Consider the following 16,766-nt stretch of genomic DNA (forward strand, 5'->3'; position numbering starts at 1 on the left):
TATCAAACAGGGGCAATCCTGCTGGGACAACGGCGGGTAGTTTAGTTCGGAAGGGGGGCGCCCTGCACCCGAAGAGGCCAGAGCAACAGCAACAGCGGGTTCCCTGCGGGAGGGCGGGGTGGGTTCCAGTTGCGGGGGACGCCGAAAATACGTCCATGTAAGCTCGGTCGCCGCATCCATGCGGCTCACGCCCCTGCGCAGCCCACCCGCCCGGCCTCTGACAGTTTCCGTGTGCGTCCGCCACGGAAAATCAAGAAAAGAAAAGAAAAGTCAAAGTCAAAAGCGGGTCGCTTCGCTCGCATCCACGCGTGGCGTGGATGTGTGTCGACCAAGGTCGACACCTATCAACAGCGGAGCGGGACGTGATGCGCCGCGATCTGTCAGAGGTGGGGCGGTGTGGGCTTGCAGGACCGTTGGCGCCATGGATGGCGCCATCGAGCCCCCAGGGACGGGTTTACGGCGTGTCCTGCAAGCCCACACCGCCCCGCCAAACCCACAGCCCAACCGCCGCTGTTGCTGTTGCCGTTGCTCTAGCCTTCCAGCGGGTCCCGGGCCGCAGGCCCGGGCAACAAAACCCTACCGATCGTCGTGCAGGGTGCCGCCCGGCAGGAATACCCACGTGCGGGTGACCTGCAGGATATCGATCGCATCCTCGGTCTTCGGCAACGGCGGGAACGGCTGCGCCAACTGCACCACCCGCAGTGCCGCCTCATCCAGCAACGGTGTGCCGCTTGAACGCAGGATGCGGCTGCTCTCCACGCTGCCATCGCGGCGCACGCCTACGCTGATCACCACCTGGCCGCCGAGCCGGCGTTGCCGTGCCTCGTCCGGATAGTTCAGGTTGCCCACCCGCTCGGCACGATCCACCCACGCCCGCAGGTAGTTGGCATACGCATACTCGCGCGTGCTGGCCGACACGAACTTGCGGTTCGGGCGCTTGGCGTACTGCGCCGAGCGCAGATGCACCTCGGCCGCCAGCCGCGCCATCTCGGCATCGCGCTGCTCACGTGCCGTCAGCGGTGCATCCGGTTCCGGCTGCTCCGGGGTCGGCCGCGCCTGGGCCTGGGCCACCGTTTCCTCGCCATTGCGGCTGCTGACCACGCGCGCCTGCGGCGGCGGGACGGGCGCGGCCGCTTGTTGCTGCTGCGGCACCGGGCTCAGTCCGGCCTGGGCCTGCGGAACGATGCCGGCCTGGTTGTCGCGCGGGCGCTGCGCACGGTCGTGCTCGCCGCCACCTTCCTGGCTGGCGGCGGCAAGGAAATCGGCCTGCTTCGGGGTCAGTGCGGTGCGGGTCTGGCTGAAGATCACCTCCAGCGTCGGCACCAGCGGTGCATCCCCCTTCACCGCAAAACCCACGCCCAGGATCAGCAGCGCGTGGACCAGCACCGACAGCGCGATGGTCGCCCCAAGCCGCTGCGCTTCGCGTGGCGGCGGGGGCAGGACGGCAGGCGCGGCGTGCATCAGCGCAGGCCGGCCTCGAGTACGTCGAACAGGGTGCCGGCGATGTTCAGGCCGTACTGTGCATCCAGCTCGCGCACGCAGGTCGGGCTGGTCACGTTGACCTCGGTCAGGTAATCGCCGATCACGTCCAGGCCGACGAAGCGCATGCCGCGGCGCTTCATTTCCGGGCCGACCTGGGCGGCAATCCAGCGGTCGCGCTCGCTCAGCGGGCGGCCTTCGCCGCGACCGCCGGCGGCCAGGTTGCCGCGGAACTCGTCACCCTGCGGGATGCGCGCCAGGCAGTAGTCCACCGGTTCGCCATCGACCAGCAGGATGCGCTTGTCGCCGGCGGTGATGTCGGGAATGAACTTCTGGGCCAGCGCCAGCTTGCGGCCGCCGTCGGTCAGCGTTTCCAGGATCACGTTCAGGTTCGGATCGCCCTGGCCGCTGCGGAAGATCGAACGCCCGCCCATGCCGTCCAGCGGCTTCAGCACGGCCTGCCCGTGTTCCAGGGCAAAGGCCTTCAGCGCCTTGGCGTCGCGGCTGACCAGGGTCGGCGGGCAGCACTGCGGGAACAGCAGGGCAGCCAGCTTCTCGTTGTAGTCGCGCAGGCCCTGCGGGTTGTTGACCACGCAGGCGCCAGCGGCGGCGGCCACGTCCAGCACCTGGGTGTCGTAGACATACTCGGCGTCGACCGGCGGATCCTTGCGCATCAGCACGATCTGGCCCGGGCCGAATTCGGTACGGCTGAATGCGCCCAGTTCATACCAGCCGGCCGGGTCGTCGCGCACCTGCAACGGCGCGGTCTGGGCCACCGCCACGCCGCCTTCCAGGGCCAGTCCGCCCGGGCGCACGTAGTGCAGGGCATGGCCGCGGCGCTGGGCTTCCAGCAGCATGGCGAAGGTGGTGTCCTTGGCGATCTTGATGTGGGCGATGGGGTCCATCACCACGATGACGTTCAACGGCATGGGCGCACCTGTCAGGCAAGGCGTTGATGGTAGCGGCAACGCCGCCCGCGTGCCTGCCTGCCGTACCGCAACGCAGCGTCCGCCTGGCGGCAGCGCAGTCATTGCGAACCCGGTCACGTTCAGCAGTGCGCCACGCCCCGCCCGATGGGGCGCCCTTGAAGCGGGCGCGGAAAGTGCGATATAGATACGCTTTCGTAGCGGCCCCCGCCAAAGATCGGGCCGTTCGCTTGGGGATAGGCAATGACTGAAAACACGACTGCGGGCGGGGAACTCGCAGGACTCCGGGTGATGGTCATCGATGATTCGAAGACCATCCGCAGGACTGCGGAAACGCTGCTCAAGCGCGAAGGCTGCGAGGTGGTCACCGCCACCGACGGCTTCGAGGCGCTTGCGAAGATCGCAGACCAGCAACCGCAGATCATCTTCGTCGACATCATGATGCCGCGCCTGGACGGGTATCAGACCTGCGCGCTGATCAAGGGCAACCAGCTGTTCAAGGCGACCCCGGTGATCATGCTGTCGTCCAAGGATGGCCTGTTCGACAAGGCGCGGGGACGCATCGTCGGCTCGGAGCAGTACCTGACCAAGCCTTTCACGCGTGAAGAACTGCTGGGTGCCATCCGCACATACGTCAACGCCTGACCAGGGGGGAAAGGCACAATGGCTCGTATCGTCCTGATCGAGGATTCACCGACCGACCGCGCGGTGTTCAGCCAGTGGCTGCGCCGTGCCGGGCACGAAGTGCTGGAAGCGGACAACGCCGAAGACGGCCTGCAGCTGGTGCGTGACCAGGTGCCGCAGCTGGTGCTGATGGACGTGGTGCTGCCCGGCATGAGTGGCTTCCAGGCGACGCGGGCGATGGCCCGTGACGCGGCGATCAAGCACATCCCCGTGATCATCGTCAGCACCAAGGCGATGGAAACCGACAAGGCCTGGGGGCTGCGCCAGGGCGCGGCCGATTACATCGTCAAGCCGCCGCGCGAGGATGAACTGATCGCGCGGATCAACGAACTGGTGACCTGATGCGCTCGCCCTTCGACATCCTGGAAGCCTACGAACGGCGCAGCCTGGCCCATGCGGTGCAGCTGCCCGAACGCCAGTTCGCCCAGGACCTGTGGCGCGGGGTGGGCTACCGCGTTGGCCAGCGCCGGCTGGTGTCCGATTTCCGCGAAGTGGTGGAGATCGTGCCGATGCCGCCGGTCACCGCGGTGCCCTGTGCCCAGCCCTGGCTGCTGGGCGTGGGCAACCTGCGCGGCAACCTGTTCCCGGTGGTCGACCTGAAGTACTTCCTGGAAGGCACGCGCACCGTGCAGCAGGAAGGCCAGCGCGTGCTGATCATGCGCCAGGCCGGTGGCGACGTCGCACTGACCATCGACGAACTGTTCGGCCAACGCAGCTTCGAACAGGACCAGCAGATCGAGGCCGGTACGCTGGCCGAAGGGCGTTACGGCCACTTCGTCGATCGTGCCTTCCATGCCGACGGCCATGACTGGGGCGTGTTCTCGCTCTCGCTGCTGTCGCGCACCCCTGAATTCCGGCAAGCCGCGGCCTGAGGCCGGGCGTCGCCCCCTGCATTGAAGATCGAGGTTGAACGATGAGTACTGCTTCGGACGCCACCAAGACCGGCAAGCTGCGGCTGGGCGGCAGCAACCTCTGGTTGTTCCTGCTGCTGGCATCGATGATCCTGTTCGGCGTCAACACCGGCGTCGCCACCTGGCAGGGCAGCCGCCTGGCCGACGCCGGCTCCAAGGCCGCCGATCTGCAGGTGCTGTCGCAACAGCTGGCCAACCAGGGCCGTGATGCCGTCGGCGGCAACGCCCAGGCCTTTACCGCCTTCAAGGCCACCCGCAACGCGATCGAACAGAACGTATCGACGCTGCAGGGCCGTTACGGCAAGGAACCGGGCGTCTCCGGGGCCATCGCCAGGCTGGGCGAAACCTGGGCGCCGCTGGGCAAGCAGGCCGGCCAGCTGGTGGCCAGCGAGCCGGCGGTGCTGGCCCTGGCCGGCAACGCCAACAACTTCACCGGCGCCGTGCCGGGCCTGCAGGCCCAGCTGAATGAGCTGGTGCGCGCGATGTCCGCCTCCGGGGCACCGTCGTCGCAGGTCTACAGCGCACTGCAGCAGGTGGTGGTGGCCGGCTCGATGGCCCGCCGCGTGACCGAAATGCGTGCCGGCGGCAGCGCCGCGGCGACCTCCGGCGATGCACTGGCGCGTGATATCACCGTGTTCTCGCAGGTGCTCGATGGCCTGCGCAACGGCAACGAGGAACTGGGCATCACCGCCGTGCGCGGTGCCGCTGCCGTGGCCGCGCTGGAGCAGTCGCAGCAGAAGTGGGAAGCGATGAAGCAGGACGCCGACGCGATCCTGGCCAGCTCGCGCCAGCTGTTCGCCGCGCAGTCGGCGGCCACCGCGCTGGGCCAGGGCTCGGCGCACATGCTCGATGACAGCCGCAAGCTGTTCGACGCCTTCTCCTCGTTCGGCTCGGTGTCCGACACCCGCCTGTTCCCGAACTTCTGGATCGGTGTGGTGTCCGGTGCGCTGTCGCTGATCGCGATCATCGGCTTTGTCTCCACCAACGTGCGCAGCCGCTCACGCGAGCAGGAACTGCGCTACCAGACCCAGGTGGAGTTCAACAGCCGCAACCAGCAGGCGATCATGCGGCTGCTGGACGAAATCTCCTCGCTGGGTGAGGGCGATCTGACCGTCAAGGCCTCGGTGACCGAGGACATGACCGGCGCCATCGCCGACGCGATCAACTACGCCGTGGATGAGCTGCGCCACCTGGTGACCACCATCAATGACACCTCGGCCAAGGTCGCCGTGTCCACCCAGGAAACCCAGGCCACCGCCATGCAGCTGGCAGAGGCCGCCGGCCACCAGGCCAACCAGATCACCTCGGCCTCGGACCGCATCGGCGAAATCGCGGCGAGCATCGAACAGGTGTCGCGCAACTCGGCCGAGTCGGCCGACGTGGCACAGCGCTCGGTGGTGATCGCCGCCGAGGGTGCCGGCGTAGTGCGCGAGACCATCCAGGGCATGGACCAGATCCGCGACCAGATCCAGGAAACCTCCAAGCGCATCAAGCGCCTGGGTGAGTCGTCGCAGGAAATCGGCTCGATCGTGGAACTGATCAACGACATTTCCGAGCAGACCAACATCCTGGCCTTGAACGCGGCCGTGCAGGCAGCGTCGGCGGGTGAAGCCGGCCGCGGTTTCGCGGTCGTGGCCGACGAAGTGCAGCGCCTGGCAGAACGTACCTCCGGCGCGACCCGACGCATCGAAAACCTGGTCCAGGCCATTCAGGCCGACACCAACGAGGCGGTCACCTCGATGGAGCAGACCACCGCTGAAGTGGTGTCCGGTGCGCGCCTGGCCGAGGACGCCGGCACCGCGCTGACCGAGATCGAGCGCGTGTCCAACGCCCTCAATACCCTCATCAAGAACATCTCCATCGCCGCCCAGCAGCAGTCGGCCGCGGCCTCGGACATCACCCGCACCATGGGCGTGATCCGGCAGATCACCGGCCAGACCTCGCAGGGTGCCGGGCAGACCGCAGAGTCGATCGGCCACCTCGCGCAGCTGGCGGCGGACCTGCGCCGTTCGGTCGCCGACTTCAAGCTGCCGGCGTGACGCGGGCAGGGCGGCGAGCAAGGAACCAGTCGATGAAGCATTTCCATTCCCCACGCCAGAATCCGCGCGGCCACCGCGCGGCGGCGAACGGAGCGCGTCCATGAGCAGTCTGCGCGATGCGATGAGCCACGCAGCGCTGGGCTGGGTCAAGCCCGAGCTGGACGAGACCCTGCGCCAGGTGCGCAATGAGGTCGAGTACTACGCGGAAGATCCGACCGATGCCAGCCGCATGCGCATCTGCGCCGGCTATCTGCATCAGGTGCAGGGTACGCTGCGCATGGTCGAGCTGTATGCCCCGGCGATGGTCGCCGAGGAGCTGGAACAGCTGGCCGGCGCCATCGGTGGCGGCCGCGTGCCCGATCGCGATGAAGCGTGCGCGACCCTGATGCGCGGCAGCGTGCTGCTCCCCGATTACCTCGAGCGCCTGCAGAACGGTCACCGCGACATTCCGATCGTGCTGATGCCGCTGCTCAACGAGATCCGCGCCGCGCGCGGCGAAGAGGGCGTGCATGACAGCGTGCTGCTGGCCTTCGCGCCGGACAGCATCACCGCCACCGAAGCCGAGCTGGACCATGCCCGTGGCAGCCTGAGTGGCCGCAACCGCGAGCTGCTCGATACCGTGGGCAGCGCGGTGAAGGAAGAACTGCTGCGCATCAAGGACGCGCTGGACCTGCACCTGCGTACCGGCGGCGCGCCGGAACAGCTGCAGACCCAGGCCAACGAGCTGGGCGCGGTGGCCGATACGCTGGGCATGATGGGGCTGGGCGTGGCCCGTGGCGTGGTCGTGCAGCAGCGCGACGCGCTGCGCGGCGTGGTCGAAGGCCGCCAGCAGATCGATGAGAACCTGCTGCTGGATATCGCCGGTGCGCTGCTCTACGTCGATGCGTCGCTGGATGACCAGGTCGCCCACCTGGGCGCCGGTGGCAGTGGCGAGGACGACCCGAGCGCGATGGAAAACCGCCGGACGGTGGAGGTGCTGGCGCATGAGGCCATCGCCAACTTTGCCGCCGCGCGCGAGCATTTCGTCGCCTTCATCGAGACCAGCTGGAATCACGCCGAGCTGCAGGATGTGCCACGCCTGCTGGGCGATGTCGCCGGTGCGCTGCGGATGCTCGATCTCGGCACCGCCGCCGATTACCTGCGCGGGGTGCAGCAGTACATCGAGGCCGAGCTGATCGGCCGCCAGCGCGTGCCCAGCGGCCGCCAGCTGGACACGCTGGCCGATGCCATGGCCAGCCTGGAATACTATCTGGAAGCCCTGCGTGACCGCCGGCCAGGCCGCGAGGACATCCTTGAGATCACCCGCAGTAGCCTGGAAGCACTGCGCTACTGGCCACTGCCCGAGCGCACGGCCATCGCACCGGCTGCCGCCGCGCTGCAGGCGGTCGAGCGCGAGCCGATCGACCTGCACGGCAGCCCGCTGCAGCCGGAGCACGTCGATCTCCCCGTGCAGCAGGCCGCTCCCGCTCCGGGCGCGGTGCCGCTGCCGCTGCCGGACGTCACCTTCGATCCGCCGCCGATGGTGGCGGACAATCTGATGATGTTCGATGCCGCCGGCGATAGCGTGGCGGCGGCCATCGCGACGGCGTCCACGATGGATGCCGACTCGCCGTTGGTCTTTGCCGCCTCCAGTGCGCCCGCACCGGAGGTACCGCAATGGGGCCTGGCGCCGTTCTACCCGGATGCCGAACCGATCGCGCCACCTGCGGACGAACGCAGCCCGACGTTCGCCAGCTTTGATCCGGTCAGCTTCGAGCTGGACGACGCCGGGCAGGGCGCGACGCCGCAGTGGACGCTGTCCGAAGCGCCGCTGCCGGTGCAGGACGACGTCCCCACGCGCGAGTCCGACGATGCGGTTGCCCTCCAGGCAGCCAGCGTCGCCGCGATCGATGCTGTACCGGTGTTCGATCCGGTCATGGCCGAGCACGACGCCGCTGCAGCGACCGATGAAGTGGTGTTCCGCTTCGATGCCGACGCGCTGGACAATGCCGACGACGTGCTGTCGCTGCATGCGATGGAGACGCTGGCGCTGGACGACGGCACCGATCTGCACGCGCCGCTGCAGCAGGTTGATGCGGACGCCCCCTCGCCGGGCGATCACGTGCCGCGTGCGGCGGTGGCCGATGCTGCCGCCGGCGAGGTGCCGGCACCTGCGGTGTCGGTGATCGACATCGACACCATCGCCCCGATTGATTTCAGCGAAGCCGACGCCCAGTTCTTCGCCGAGCTGAGCGCGGCTGCGGCCGACTTCAACCCGCAGGCGGCGGTTGTCCCGGGCGATGCCGGTGCCACTGCCGCCGCCGGCGCCGGCGCCGAATCCGGCTTCGAGGCCGGTTTCGATGACGATGCCGAGAACATCGACGAGGACATCCGCGAGGTGTTCCTTGAAGAGTTCGACGATGAGCTGGCCAACCTCGGCGCGCTGTTGCCGGCGTGGCGCGCGCAGCCGGACAACACCGACCGGCTGCGGCCGATCCGGCGCATTTTCCACACGCTCAAGGGCAGTGGCCGGCTGGTGGGTGCACGCACCCTGGGCGAGTTCGCCTGGAAGATCGAGAGCATGCTCAACCGCGTGCTCGAGGGTACGCGCCCGGCCTCGCCGGCGGTGCTGGCGATGGTCGATCATGCACATGCCGCGCTGCCGCAGTTGAACGCCGCGTTGCGCCATGGCCAGCGCATCAGCGTCGACCTGCAGGCGATGCAGGCGATTGCCGACCGCGTGGGGGCCGGCGAGGAAACCTTCTACGTGCCGCTGCCGGTTGCGGCCGCGCCTGTCGCGCCGCGGGTCGAGGCCGAGCCAGAGGGCGAAGACGAGATCAGCCGCCGGCTCGAGGCCGACGCCGTCGCCTCGGCGCAGGCTGGAGCGGAGGCGGACCCGGCGCAGGAAACTGCGGGGACGCCGGCCAATATCGACAGCGTGCTGCGCGAGATCCTCGAAGCCGAGGTCGAAGTGCACCAGGCGACGCTGCTGGACTGGCTGCGCTCGGCACAGCACGCGCCGCAGCCGGTCAGCGATGCACTGCTGCGCGCGGTGCACACCATGAACGGCGCCTTCGCGATGACCGAGGTGCCGGAAATCACCGCCGTCACCGGCGGTGCCGAGTCGTATATCAAGCGCGCACTGGCCGCAGACGTGGTGCCCGGAGACGAGGGCCTGTCCGCGCTGGACGCCACCGCGCAGGCGATCACCGCGACCATGGAGGCGCTGCAGGCCGAGCAGCCGCGCATCACGCCGCAGCCGGCGCTGGTGCAGCGCCTGCTGGCGCTGGCCGGCGAGCTGCCCGAAGCGCGTTGGCCGATGGCCGGGCTGGAAGAGGACGATGACGATCTGGCGCTGGACGCGGACGTCGATGCGCAGGCCGCGCCGGAACCGGAACTGGAGCCGGTTGCAGCCGACGCTTCGCCGGAGCAGGCCGCTGCGCCGGGGGAGGAGGGCGATCTGCAGGTTGCCGAACTGACCGGCAGCGACGATCTCTCGCGCTACTTCGACGCTGGATGGCCGTCGGTGCCTGCCGAGGGTGAGCCTTCGGCGACCGTCGATGAATCGGTTCAGATCGATCCGCTGCAGGTGCAGGGCAGCGATGGCGGCGCAGCCGAAGACGTGCTGGAAGCAGCGCCCGCGGTGTCGCTGGTCGACGCGGCCGACCTGACCGCGATCGATGACCTCTCACCGTATCTCGATGCCAGCGCGCTGCCGGTGGATGACCGCGATGTGGACGAGTCTGTCGCGTTCGGCGAAGTTGACGCAATTGACCTGAATGGGCTTTCGCCGCGCGACCTTGAGTTTGCCGACGATGAGGGCCGCGACGACGCTGCTGCACTGCCACTCGACAGCGAGCTGTCGACCCTGCAGGATGAAATGGCTGCGCCGGGGTTTGCCGAACCGGTCTCGCTGGAAGCCGCGCTCGAGGCCGGCCTGCACGTGATCGACGAAGAACAGCCCCTGGCCGACGACGGGCAATGGCCCGTGCTCGGCCTGCAGGCCAGCGAACTCGCGCCGGGCGAGGCGGATGCCTTTGCCCAGGATGCGGACGTCGGCGGGGCGGCGGCGGTCGGTGAAGGAGAGAGCGCCGACCCGCCGTCCCCGGCGACGGTGGACGAAGACAGCGCCGCAGACGTGCCGCAGGACACCCTGGCGCCGGTGCGCTTCTTCGAACTGGAAGATGCGCCAGGCCAGCAGCATCCGGCCGCCGATGCGGCCGCCGCTGACGCCGTTGGGCCCGGCCTGCGGTCTGCTGACGCCCCTGAGATCGACGCAACCGCCCTTGCAGCCACGGCGGCCCCGGAGCTGGACGACAGCGCCGATGCACTCGACTTCAGCGTGTACGACCGCGAACTGGTCGACATCTTCGTCGAAGAAGGCAAGGATCTGCTTGACCACTGCGATGGCCTGATCAGCGAGCTGCGCGACGCACCCCAGGACCGGGAGGCGCTGGCAGGGCTGCAGCGCGACCTGCACACCCTGAAGGGCGGCGCGCGCATGGCCGGCATCAATGCCATTGGCGATCTGGGCCACAGCATCGAATCGCTGCTGGAAGCAGTGGCCGCCGGCCGTACCGAGATCGAGCGCCGCGACGTGCAGCTGCTGGAACGTGGTTTCGACCGTCTGCACCAGATGTTGACCCGTACCGGCGCCCATCGCGTGGTGGAGCCGGCGCAGGACCTGGTGGGGGCGTTTGAAGTCCGCACCACCACCGATATCGCCGCGGCCGCGGCGGCTGCCACCGCAACCTTTGTGACCGGCGCCGATGAAACTGCATCGGCACCGCTCGCAGGCTCCGTGCCGGCGCTGCTGGATGCACCATTGTCGGCACCGCTGCCGGTCGAGGGCGTGGCCGATGAGGATCCGCTCGCCCGTCCGCAGCAGGAACAGGTCCGCGTGCGCGCCGACCTGCTTGATCGCCTGGTCAACCATGCCGGTGAAGTGGCGATCTACCGTTCGCGCCTGGAACAGCAGCTGGGTGCCTTCCGTGGCGCGATGGGCGAGCTGGAACGCACCAATGCGCGACTGCGCGACCAGCTGCGCCGACTCGACCTGGAAACCGAGGCACAGATCGTCGCCCGCTACCAGCGCGAACAGGACCAGGCCGACCAGAAGTTCGATCCGCTGGAACTGGACCGCTTCTCCACCCTGCAGCAGCTCAGCCGTGCGCTGAACGAATCGGCGGCCGACCTTGGCGGCCTGCAGGGCGTGCTGGACGATCTGTCGCGGCAGTACGATTCGCTGCTGCAACAGCAGTCGCGGGTCAGCTCGGAACTGCAGGACGGCCTGATGCGCGCGCGCATGGTGCCGTTCGACGGACTGGTGCCGCGCCTGCGCCGCGTGGTCCGCCAGTCGGGCATGGACACCGGCAAGCAGGTGCACCTGACCCTGGAAGGCACCCACGGCGAACTGGACCGGAATGTGCTCGACCGCATGGTCGCGCCGCTGGAACACATGCTGCGCAACTCGGTGGCACACGGCCTGGAAGCGCCGGAACAGCGCCGTGCTGCCGGCAAGCCGGAGGAAGGCGAGATCGCCATCCGCCTGCATCGTGAAGGCTCGGAAATCGTGCTGGAAGTGGCCGATGACGGCGCCGGCCTGGACCGCGAAGCGATCCGCCGCCGCGCCATCGAGCGTGGCCTGCTGGGCGCCGACGCACAGCCCACCGAACAGGAACTGGACAACCTGATCTTCGCCTCCGGCTTCAGCACCGCCGACCAGGTCAGCCAGCTGGCCGGCCGCGGCGTGGGCATGGACGTGGTGCGCAACGAGGTACGCCAGCTCGGCGGCTCGGTCGACATCCAGTCGGTCCGCGGCCAGGGTGTGCGCTTCACGCTGCGCCTGCCGCAGACGCTGGCGGTCACCCAGGCGGTGTTCGTGCAGATCGGTGAAACCACCTTCGCCGTGCCGGTGGCCTCGGTCAGTGGTATCGGCCGCCTGTCGCGCGAGCGTTTCGAAGCCGCCGACAGCAGCTACCGCTACAGCGGCGAAGACTATCCGCTGTACGACCTCGGCAGCCTGGTCGGGCAGGCCCCGGCCCGTGCCGATGGCCAGGACCAGGTGCCGCTGCTGCTGGTCCGCGCCGGCGACCTGCGCGCCGCGGTGGCGATCGACCAGGTGCTCGGCAACCGCGAAATCGTGGTCAAGCCGGTCGGCCTGCAGATCGCCTCGGTGCCGGGCATCTACGGCGCCACCATCACCGGCGATGGCCGCGTGGTGGTGATCCTGGACGTCGCACCGCTGGTGCGCCGCTTCCTGGCCAACCCGACGCTGCCGGTACTGGCCAACGCGCCGCGCCAGGAGCGCCAGGTGCCGCTGGTGATGGTGGTGGACGACTCGCTGACCATGCGCAAGGTCACCGGCCGAATCCTCGAACGCCACAATTTCGAGGTCAGCGTCGCCCGTGACGGCGTGGAAGCGCTGGAACGGCTGGAAGAGCGCGTGCCCGACCTGATGCTGCTGGACATCGAGATGCCGCGCATGGACGGCTACGAGCTGGCCACCGCAATGCGCGCCGATCCGCGCTACAAGGATGTGCCGATCGTGATGATCACCTCGCGCAGCGGCGACAAGCACCGCCAGCGTGCCTTCGAGATCGGTGTCCAGCGCTACCTGGGCAAGCCGTACCAGGAGTTGGACCTGATGCGTAACGTGTACGACCTGCTGGGGATCGCCCGTGTCCGTGAGTGAAGCCCATCCGGCTCCGGCCGTTGCCCTGCTGGCCCGTCCTGGCGCGGCGCGCGAGCGCCTGCGTGAGGCGCTGTCGCACGCCGATGTGCAGCTGGTACTGGAAGACGATCCGAACGGCCTGGAACCGCAGGCGCTGCAGGCCGCGCATCCGCAGTTCGTGGTGATCGCCCTGGAGGCTGCCATCGAGGACGCGCTGGAGCGCCTGGAGCCGGTGTTGTCCGCGCCGGAACTCACGCTGGTGTTCGATGAAGCCGAACTGGCCGCGCGCCGGGACGGCTGGGAAGCCCAGCGTTGGGGCCGCCATCTGGCCGCCAAGCTGCACGGCCACCAGCAGGTGCTGCCGCCCGGCGCGGAGGAAGAACCGAGCCTGCAACCGGAACCGGGTCACCCGGCGCCGGCGCCGGCACCGCGCGAAGAAGCCCTGCAGCCGCACCTGGAACAGGCCCTGAGCTGGGCCGACGAGGTGCCGGCTGACAGCCTGTACGTGCCACCGGCGCAGCTGCGCGAGCCGATCGGGCTGGAGCAGGCGCTGTCCGCATTGCAGCCGGTTGCGCCGGAACTGCCTGAAGCACCACCACTGCCGGTGCCGCCGGAGGTCACGCCGGCGCTCCCCGTGGCGCCGCCGATCTCCTTCGACCACACCGCATGGTCGCTGGTCGAGGACACGTCCGGCGGCGACGCAGCTGCCGTCGGCTCCCGCGACGCCGCGGCTGACCGGGCAACGCCCGCATTCGATACCGATCACCTGAGCCTGGTCGACCTGGACACGGCGGCGCCGGTGGGCGCACGCGCTGCATCGCTGCTGGTACTGGCGGGCATCGGTGGCCCCGATGCGCTGCGTCGCCTGCTCGGTGCACTGCCGGCAACGCTCAGCGTGCCGGTGCTGGTGCATATGCGTCTTGACGGGGGCCGCTACGGCAACCTGGTCAAACAGATGGCGCGGGTATCGCCGCTGCCGGTGCAGCTGGCTGAAGCCGGCCAGCGCGCCGTGCCCGGCGAGGTGCACGTTCTGGCCGATGACATCGGCGTACGCGTGGCCAGCGATGGCCTGCATTTCCGCACCGACGCCGAAGGCATCGCGATCGCGGCGCTGCCGGCCGAACACACCGCGCTGGTGCTGCTCAGCGGCGCCGACCTGGGCCATGTCGGCCCGGCGCTGGATCTGGCCGCTGCAGGTGCATGGGTGGCCGGGCAAGTGGGTGAAGGCTGCTATGACCCGGCCGCAGCCACGGCCGTGGTCGCCGCCGGCAGCGTGGCCGGCGAGCCACAGGCGCTGGCGCAGGCGATCGCCGCGCGCTGGGGCGGGGAAGACGACAACGGAGAAGCGCCATGAGCTATGCCAGCAATGATGAAATCCGCGGCGTCCTGATCCAGGCCGGCAACGAACGCGTGTTGCTGCCCAATGCCACGGTGGCGGAAATGATGTCGCGCGTGCCGGTGCAGGCGGTGGCCGATGCGCCACGCTGGCTGGTCGGCGAGATCGGCTGGCACGGCTGGCAGGTACCGCTGGTGTCGTTCGCGCGCCTGTCCGGGCTGGGCGAGGAGGCGGTGGCCGGCCACAACAAGGTGGTGGTGCTCAAGGCCCTGAGCGGCAATGCACAGCGCCCGTACTACGCGTTGCTGACCCAGAATTTTCCGCAGCTGATCTCGGTGCCGCGCGACGGCCTGCTCGCCGACGCCTCCGAGGAGACCCTGCCGCAGATCGTGCATATGCGCGTGCTGCTGGGTGAGCAGAGCGCACTGCTGCCGAACCTGGATGCGCTGGAGGCGGCGCTGGATTCGCTGGCGGCCTGATCGGCAGTCGGCCGGGCATTCCGGATCCGCGGTAGTGCCGGCCGCGGGCCGGCAACCCCATGATCACGTGGATGCCGGCCAGCGGCCGGGACTACCGCGAAGCTGCCTTATCCCAGATCGCCCAACCGCGCCTGCAATGCTGCAATTGCAGCCAGTCCAGCCGTTTCCGTGCGCAGGATGCGCGGGCCCAGCTGAAGTCCCTGGAACCCCGCCGCCGCCAGCTGGTCACGGTCGCGCGGCGACCAGCCGCCCTCCGGGCCGATCGCAATCACGATGCCACCGGCCGGTGCCGCATCCAGCGTCGACAGGCGATGCGCGCCCTGCGGATCCAGAGTCAACCGCAGGGTCTGGCTCGGCAGCGCTGCCGCCGCCTGCGCCAGCGAGAGCGGCGAACCGACCGGCGGGATGCGTGCGCGCCCGGACTGGCCACAGGCCGAAGTCACCACGTTGTTCCAATGTGCAACCCGCTTCTCTGCGCGGGCGGCGTCGAGCTTCACCTCGGTACGTTCGGCATTGACCGGAATGATCGCGGCCACGCCCAGCTCGGTCGCCTTCTGCAGGATCAGGTCCATCTTTTCGCCACGCGCGATGCCCTGCAGCAGGGTGATCGCCAGCGGGGATTCGTTGTCGATGGCCTGCACCGCGTCGATGCGCACCTGCACCTCGCGCTTGCCGGCCACGGTCAGCGTCGCGGTGTAGTCGTGGCCGTCGCCGTTGAACAGCACGCAGGTATCACCTTCGCGCAGGCGCATCACGCGGACCAGGTGGTTGGCCGCTTCTTCGGGCAGGGTGACGGTCTGGCCGCTGTGCAGCGCCAGGTCGATGGGGCAGCGGGTCACGCGCATGCAATTGCCTCGTCAATGGCGGCCAGCGTGGTATGTGCCAGCAGCTCCAGTTGTTCGTCATCCACGCAGTAGGGTGGCATCCAGTACAGCACGTCGCCCAGCGGGCGCAGCACCACGCCACGCTTCAGGGCGGCCCTGTAGGCGTGCAAGCCCAGCCGCAGCGCCGGGTCGAACGGCGTGCGCCTGTTGCCGTCGCGCGACAGCTCGAAGGCCACCACCATCCCGGCCTGGCGCACGTCGGCCACGTGCGGGTGGTCACTGAACGGTGCGGCCAGCGTGCCCATCACCGAAGCGATGCCACGATTGCGGGCGATCACATCGTCGTCGCGGAAGATGTCCAGCGTCGCCAGCGCGGCGGCGCAGGCCAGCGGGTTGCCGGTGTAGCTGTGCGAATGCAGGAAGGCACGCTCGCGTGAATCGTCGAGGAAGGCGTCGTACAACGCCTGCGTGGCCAGCACCGCAGCCAGCGGCAGGAAGCCGCCGGTCAGGCCCTTGGACAGGCACATCAGGTCCGGCATCACCCCGGCCTGCTCGCAGGCGAACAGGGTGCCGGTGCGGCCGAAACCGGTGGCGATCTCGTCGGCTATCATGAACGCGCCATGGGCATCGCACAGCTCGCGCACGCGCTGCAGGTACACCGGGTCGTGCATGCGCATGCCGCCAGCGCATTGCAGGCGCGGCTCCAGGATTACCGCGCAGATCTCACCCGGATGCTGGTCGAACAGCGTCGCCAGCCCGTCGGCCGCCTGGCGCGCACGGTCGGCGGGGCTCTGGCCCGGCTCGGCCAGATAGGCGTCGGGCGAGGGCGCGAACAGGCCTTCGGCCAGCAGCGGCACATAGACACGGCGGTACAGCGGAATGTCACCCAGCGCCAAGGCGCCCAGGGTCTCGCCGTGGTAGCCGTTCTCCAGTGAGATGAAGCGGGTGCGGCGCGACTCACCGCGATTCTGGAAGTACTGGAAGGCCATTTTCAGCGCCACTTCCACGCCGGCCGACCCGTTGTCGGCGTAGAACACCTTCGCCAGCGGCGCGCGGCCGGGTTGGCGCGGCGCCAGTGCCAGCAGGCGCTCGGCCAGGGTAATGGCCGGCTCGTGGCCGAAGCCGGCCAGCATCACCTGTTCCAGCTGCCCGGCCTGGGCGGCGATGGCGCCGCCGATGCGCGGTTCAGCGTGACCGAACAGGTTGGTCCACCAGCTGCTGACGGCATCCAGGTAGCGGTTGCCATCGTGATCGATCAGCCATGCGCCTTCGCCGCGGGCGATCGGCACCAGCGGCAGGGTGTGCGGGTGCTCGCGCATCTGCGTGCACGGATGCCACAGCACCTGCAGGTCGCGTTGCCGCCAGTGCTGGGCCAGCGGGGAGGGGGTTGGGTCTGCTAGCATTTCGGGCTCATGAACATGTTGCTGCCTGCACAT

11 protein-coding genes are annotated in these 16,766 nt (G+C 69.0%); 7 read left to right on the forward strand and 4 right to left on the reverse strand.

All coding sequences use genetic code 11. The features are described from left to right. Positions 1-576: 576 nt before the first annotated feature. Positions 577-1,461, reverse strand: coding sequence for an energy transducer TonB family protein (locus ARC23_RS18700; protein ID WP_057498586.1), 885 nt, complete (start codon positions 1,459-1,461; stop codon positions 577-579). Then, a complete protein-coding gene (gene gshB, locus ARC23_RS18705) occupies positions 1,461-2,408 on the reverse strand; it encodes a glutathione synthase (protein WP_057498587.1) in 948 nt (315 codons plus the stop codon). The genes ARC23_RS18700 and gshB overlap by 1 nt, the downstream gene beginning before the upstream one ends. 240 nt (positions 2,409-2,648) lie before the next feature. Here gshB and pilG point away from each other — a divergent pair, with 240 nt between their 5' ends. The 7 genes from pilG (at position 2,649) to ARC23_RS18740 (ending at position 14,506) form a co-directional block, all read left to right on the forward strand. Continuing rightward, positions 2,649-3,050: a twitching motility response regulator PilG gene (gene pilG / locus ARC23_RS18710; protein WP_005418455.1), complete on the forward strand. Its 402-nt coding sequence runs from the start codon at positions 2,649-2,651 to the stop codon at positions 3,048-3,050. Positions 3,051-3,068: 18 nt separating this feature from the next. Next, positions 3,069-3,431 (forward strand): response regulator, encoded by a 363-nt coding sequence (locus ARC23_RS18715; RefSeq protein WP_057498588.1) that lies wholly within the window; start codon positions 3,069-3,071, stop codon positions 3,429-3,431. After that, positions 3,431-3,961, forward strand: coding sequence for a chemotaxis protein CheW (locus tag ARC23_RS18720; RefSeq protein WP_057498589.1), 531 nt, complete (start codon positions 3,431-3,433; stop codon positions 3,959-3,961). Before ARC23_RS18715 ends, ARC23_RS18720 begins: the two co-directional genes overlap by 1 nt. Positions 3,962-4,002: 41 nt before the next feature. Next, a complete protein-coding gene (locus tag ARC23_RS18725; protein WP_057498590.1) occupies positions 4,003-6,039 on the forward strand; it encodes a methyl-accepting chemotaxis protein in 2,037 nt (678 codons plus the stop codon). 100 nt (positions 6,040-6,139) lie between these two features. Then, the gene (locus ARC23_RS18730) at positions 6,140-12,712 is read left to right on the forward strand and encodes an Hpt domain-containing protein (protein WP_057498591.1); all 6,573 of its coding nucleotides are present in this window, start codon (positions 6,140-6,142) and stop codon (positions 12,710-12,712) included. Further along, positions 12,699-14,045, forward strand: coding sequence for a chemotaxis protein CheB (locus tag ARC23_RS18735; RefSeq protein WP_057498592.1), 1,347 nt, complete (start codon positions 12,699-12,701; stop codon positions 14,043-14,045). Before ARC23_RS18730 ends, ARC23_RS18735 begins: the two co-directional genes overlap by 14 nt. Continuing rightward, entirely contained in the window at positions 14,042-14,506 is a 465-nt protein-coding gene (locus tag ARC23_RS18740; RefSeq protein WP_057498593.1) for a chemotaxis protein CheW, read from the forward strand. The genes ARC23_RS18735 and ARC23_RS18740 overlap by 4 nt, the downstream gene beginning before the upstream one ends. A gap of 107 nt (positions 14,507-14,613) precedes the next feature. Here the strand turns inward: ARC23_RS18740 and ARC23_RS18745 are convergent, their stop codons facing one another. Together ARC23_RS18745 and bioA are read right to left on the reverse strand one after the other, a co-directional pair. Then, positions 14,614-15,351, reverse strand: coding sequence for a 16S rRNA (uracil(1498)-N(3))-methyltransferase (locus ARC23_RS18745; protein ID WP_057498594.1), 738 nt, complete (start codon positions 15,349-15,351; stop codon positions 14,614-14,616). Continuing rightward, positions 15,342-16,733, reverse strand: a complete 1,392-nt coding sequence (gene bioA, locus ARC23_RS18750; protein ID WP_057498595.1) for an adenosylmethionine--8-amino-7-oxononanoate transaminase — start codon at positions 16,731-16,733, stop codon at positions 15,342-15,344. Before bioA ends, ARC23_RS18745 begins: the two co-directional genes overlap by 10 nt. Positions 16,734-16,766: the final 33 nt, after the last annotated feature.

The sequence above is a fragment of the Stenotrophomonas beteli genome, from assembly GCF_001431665.1.
GTDB classification, from domain to species: Bacteria; Pseudomonadota; Gammaproteobacteria; order Xanthomonadales; family Xanthomonadaceae; genus Stenotrophomonas; species Stenotrophomonas beteli.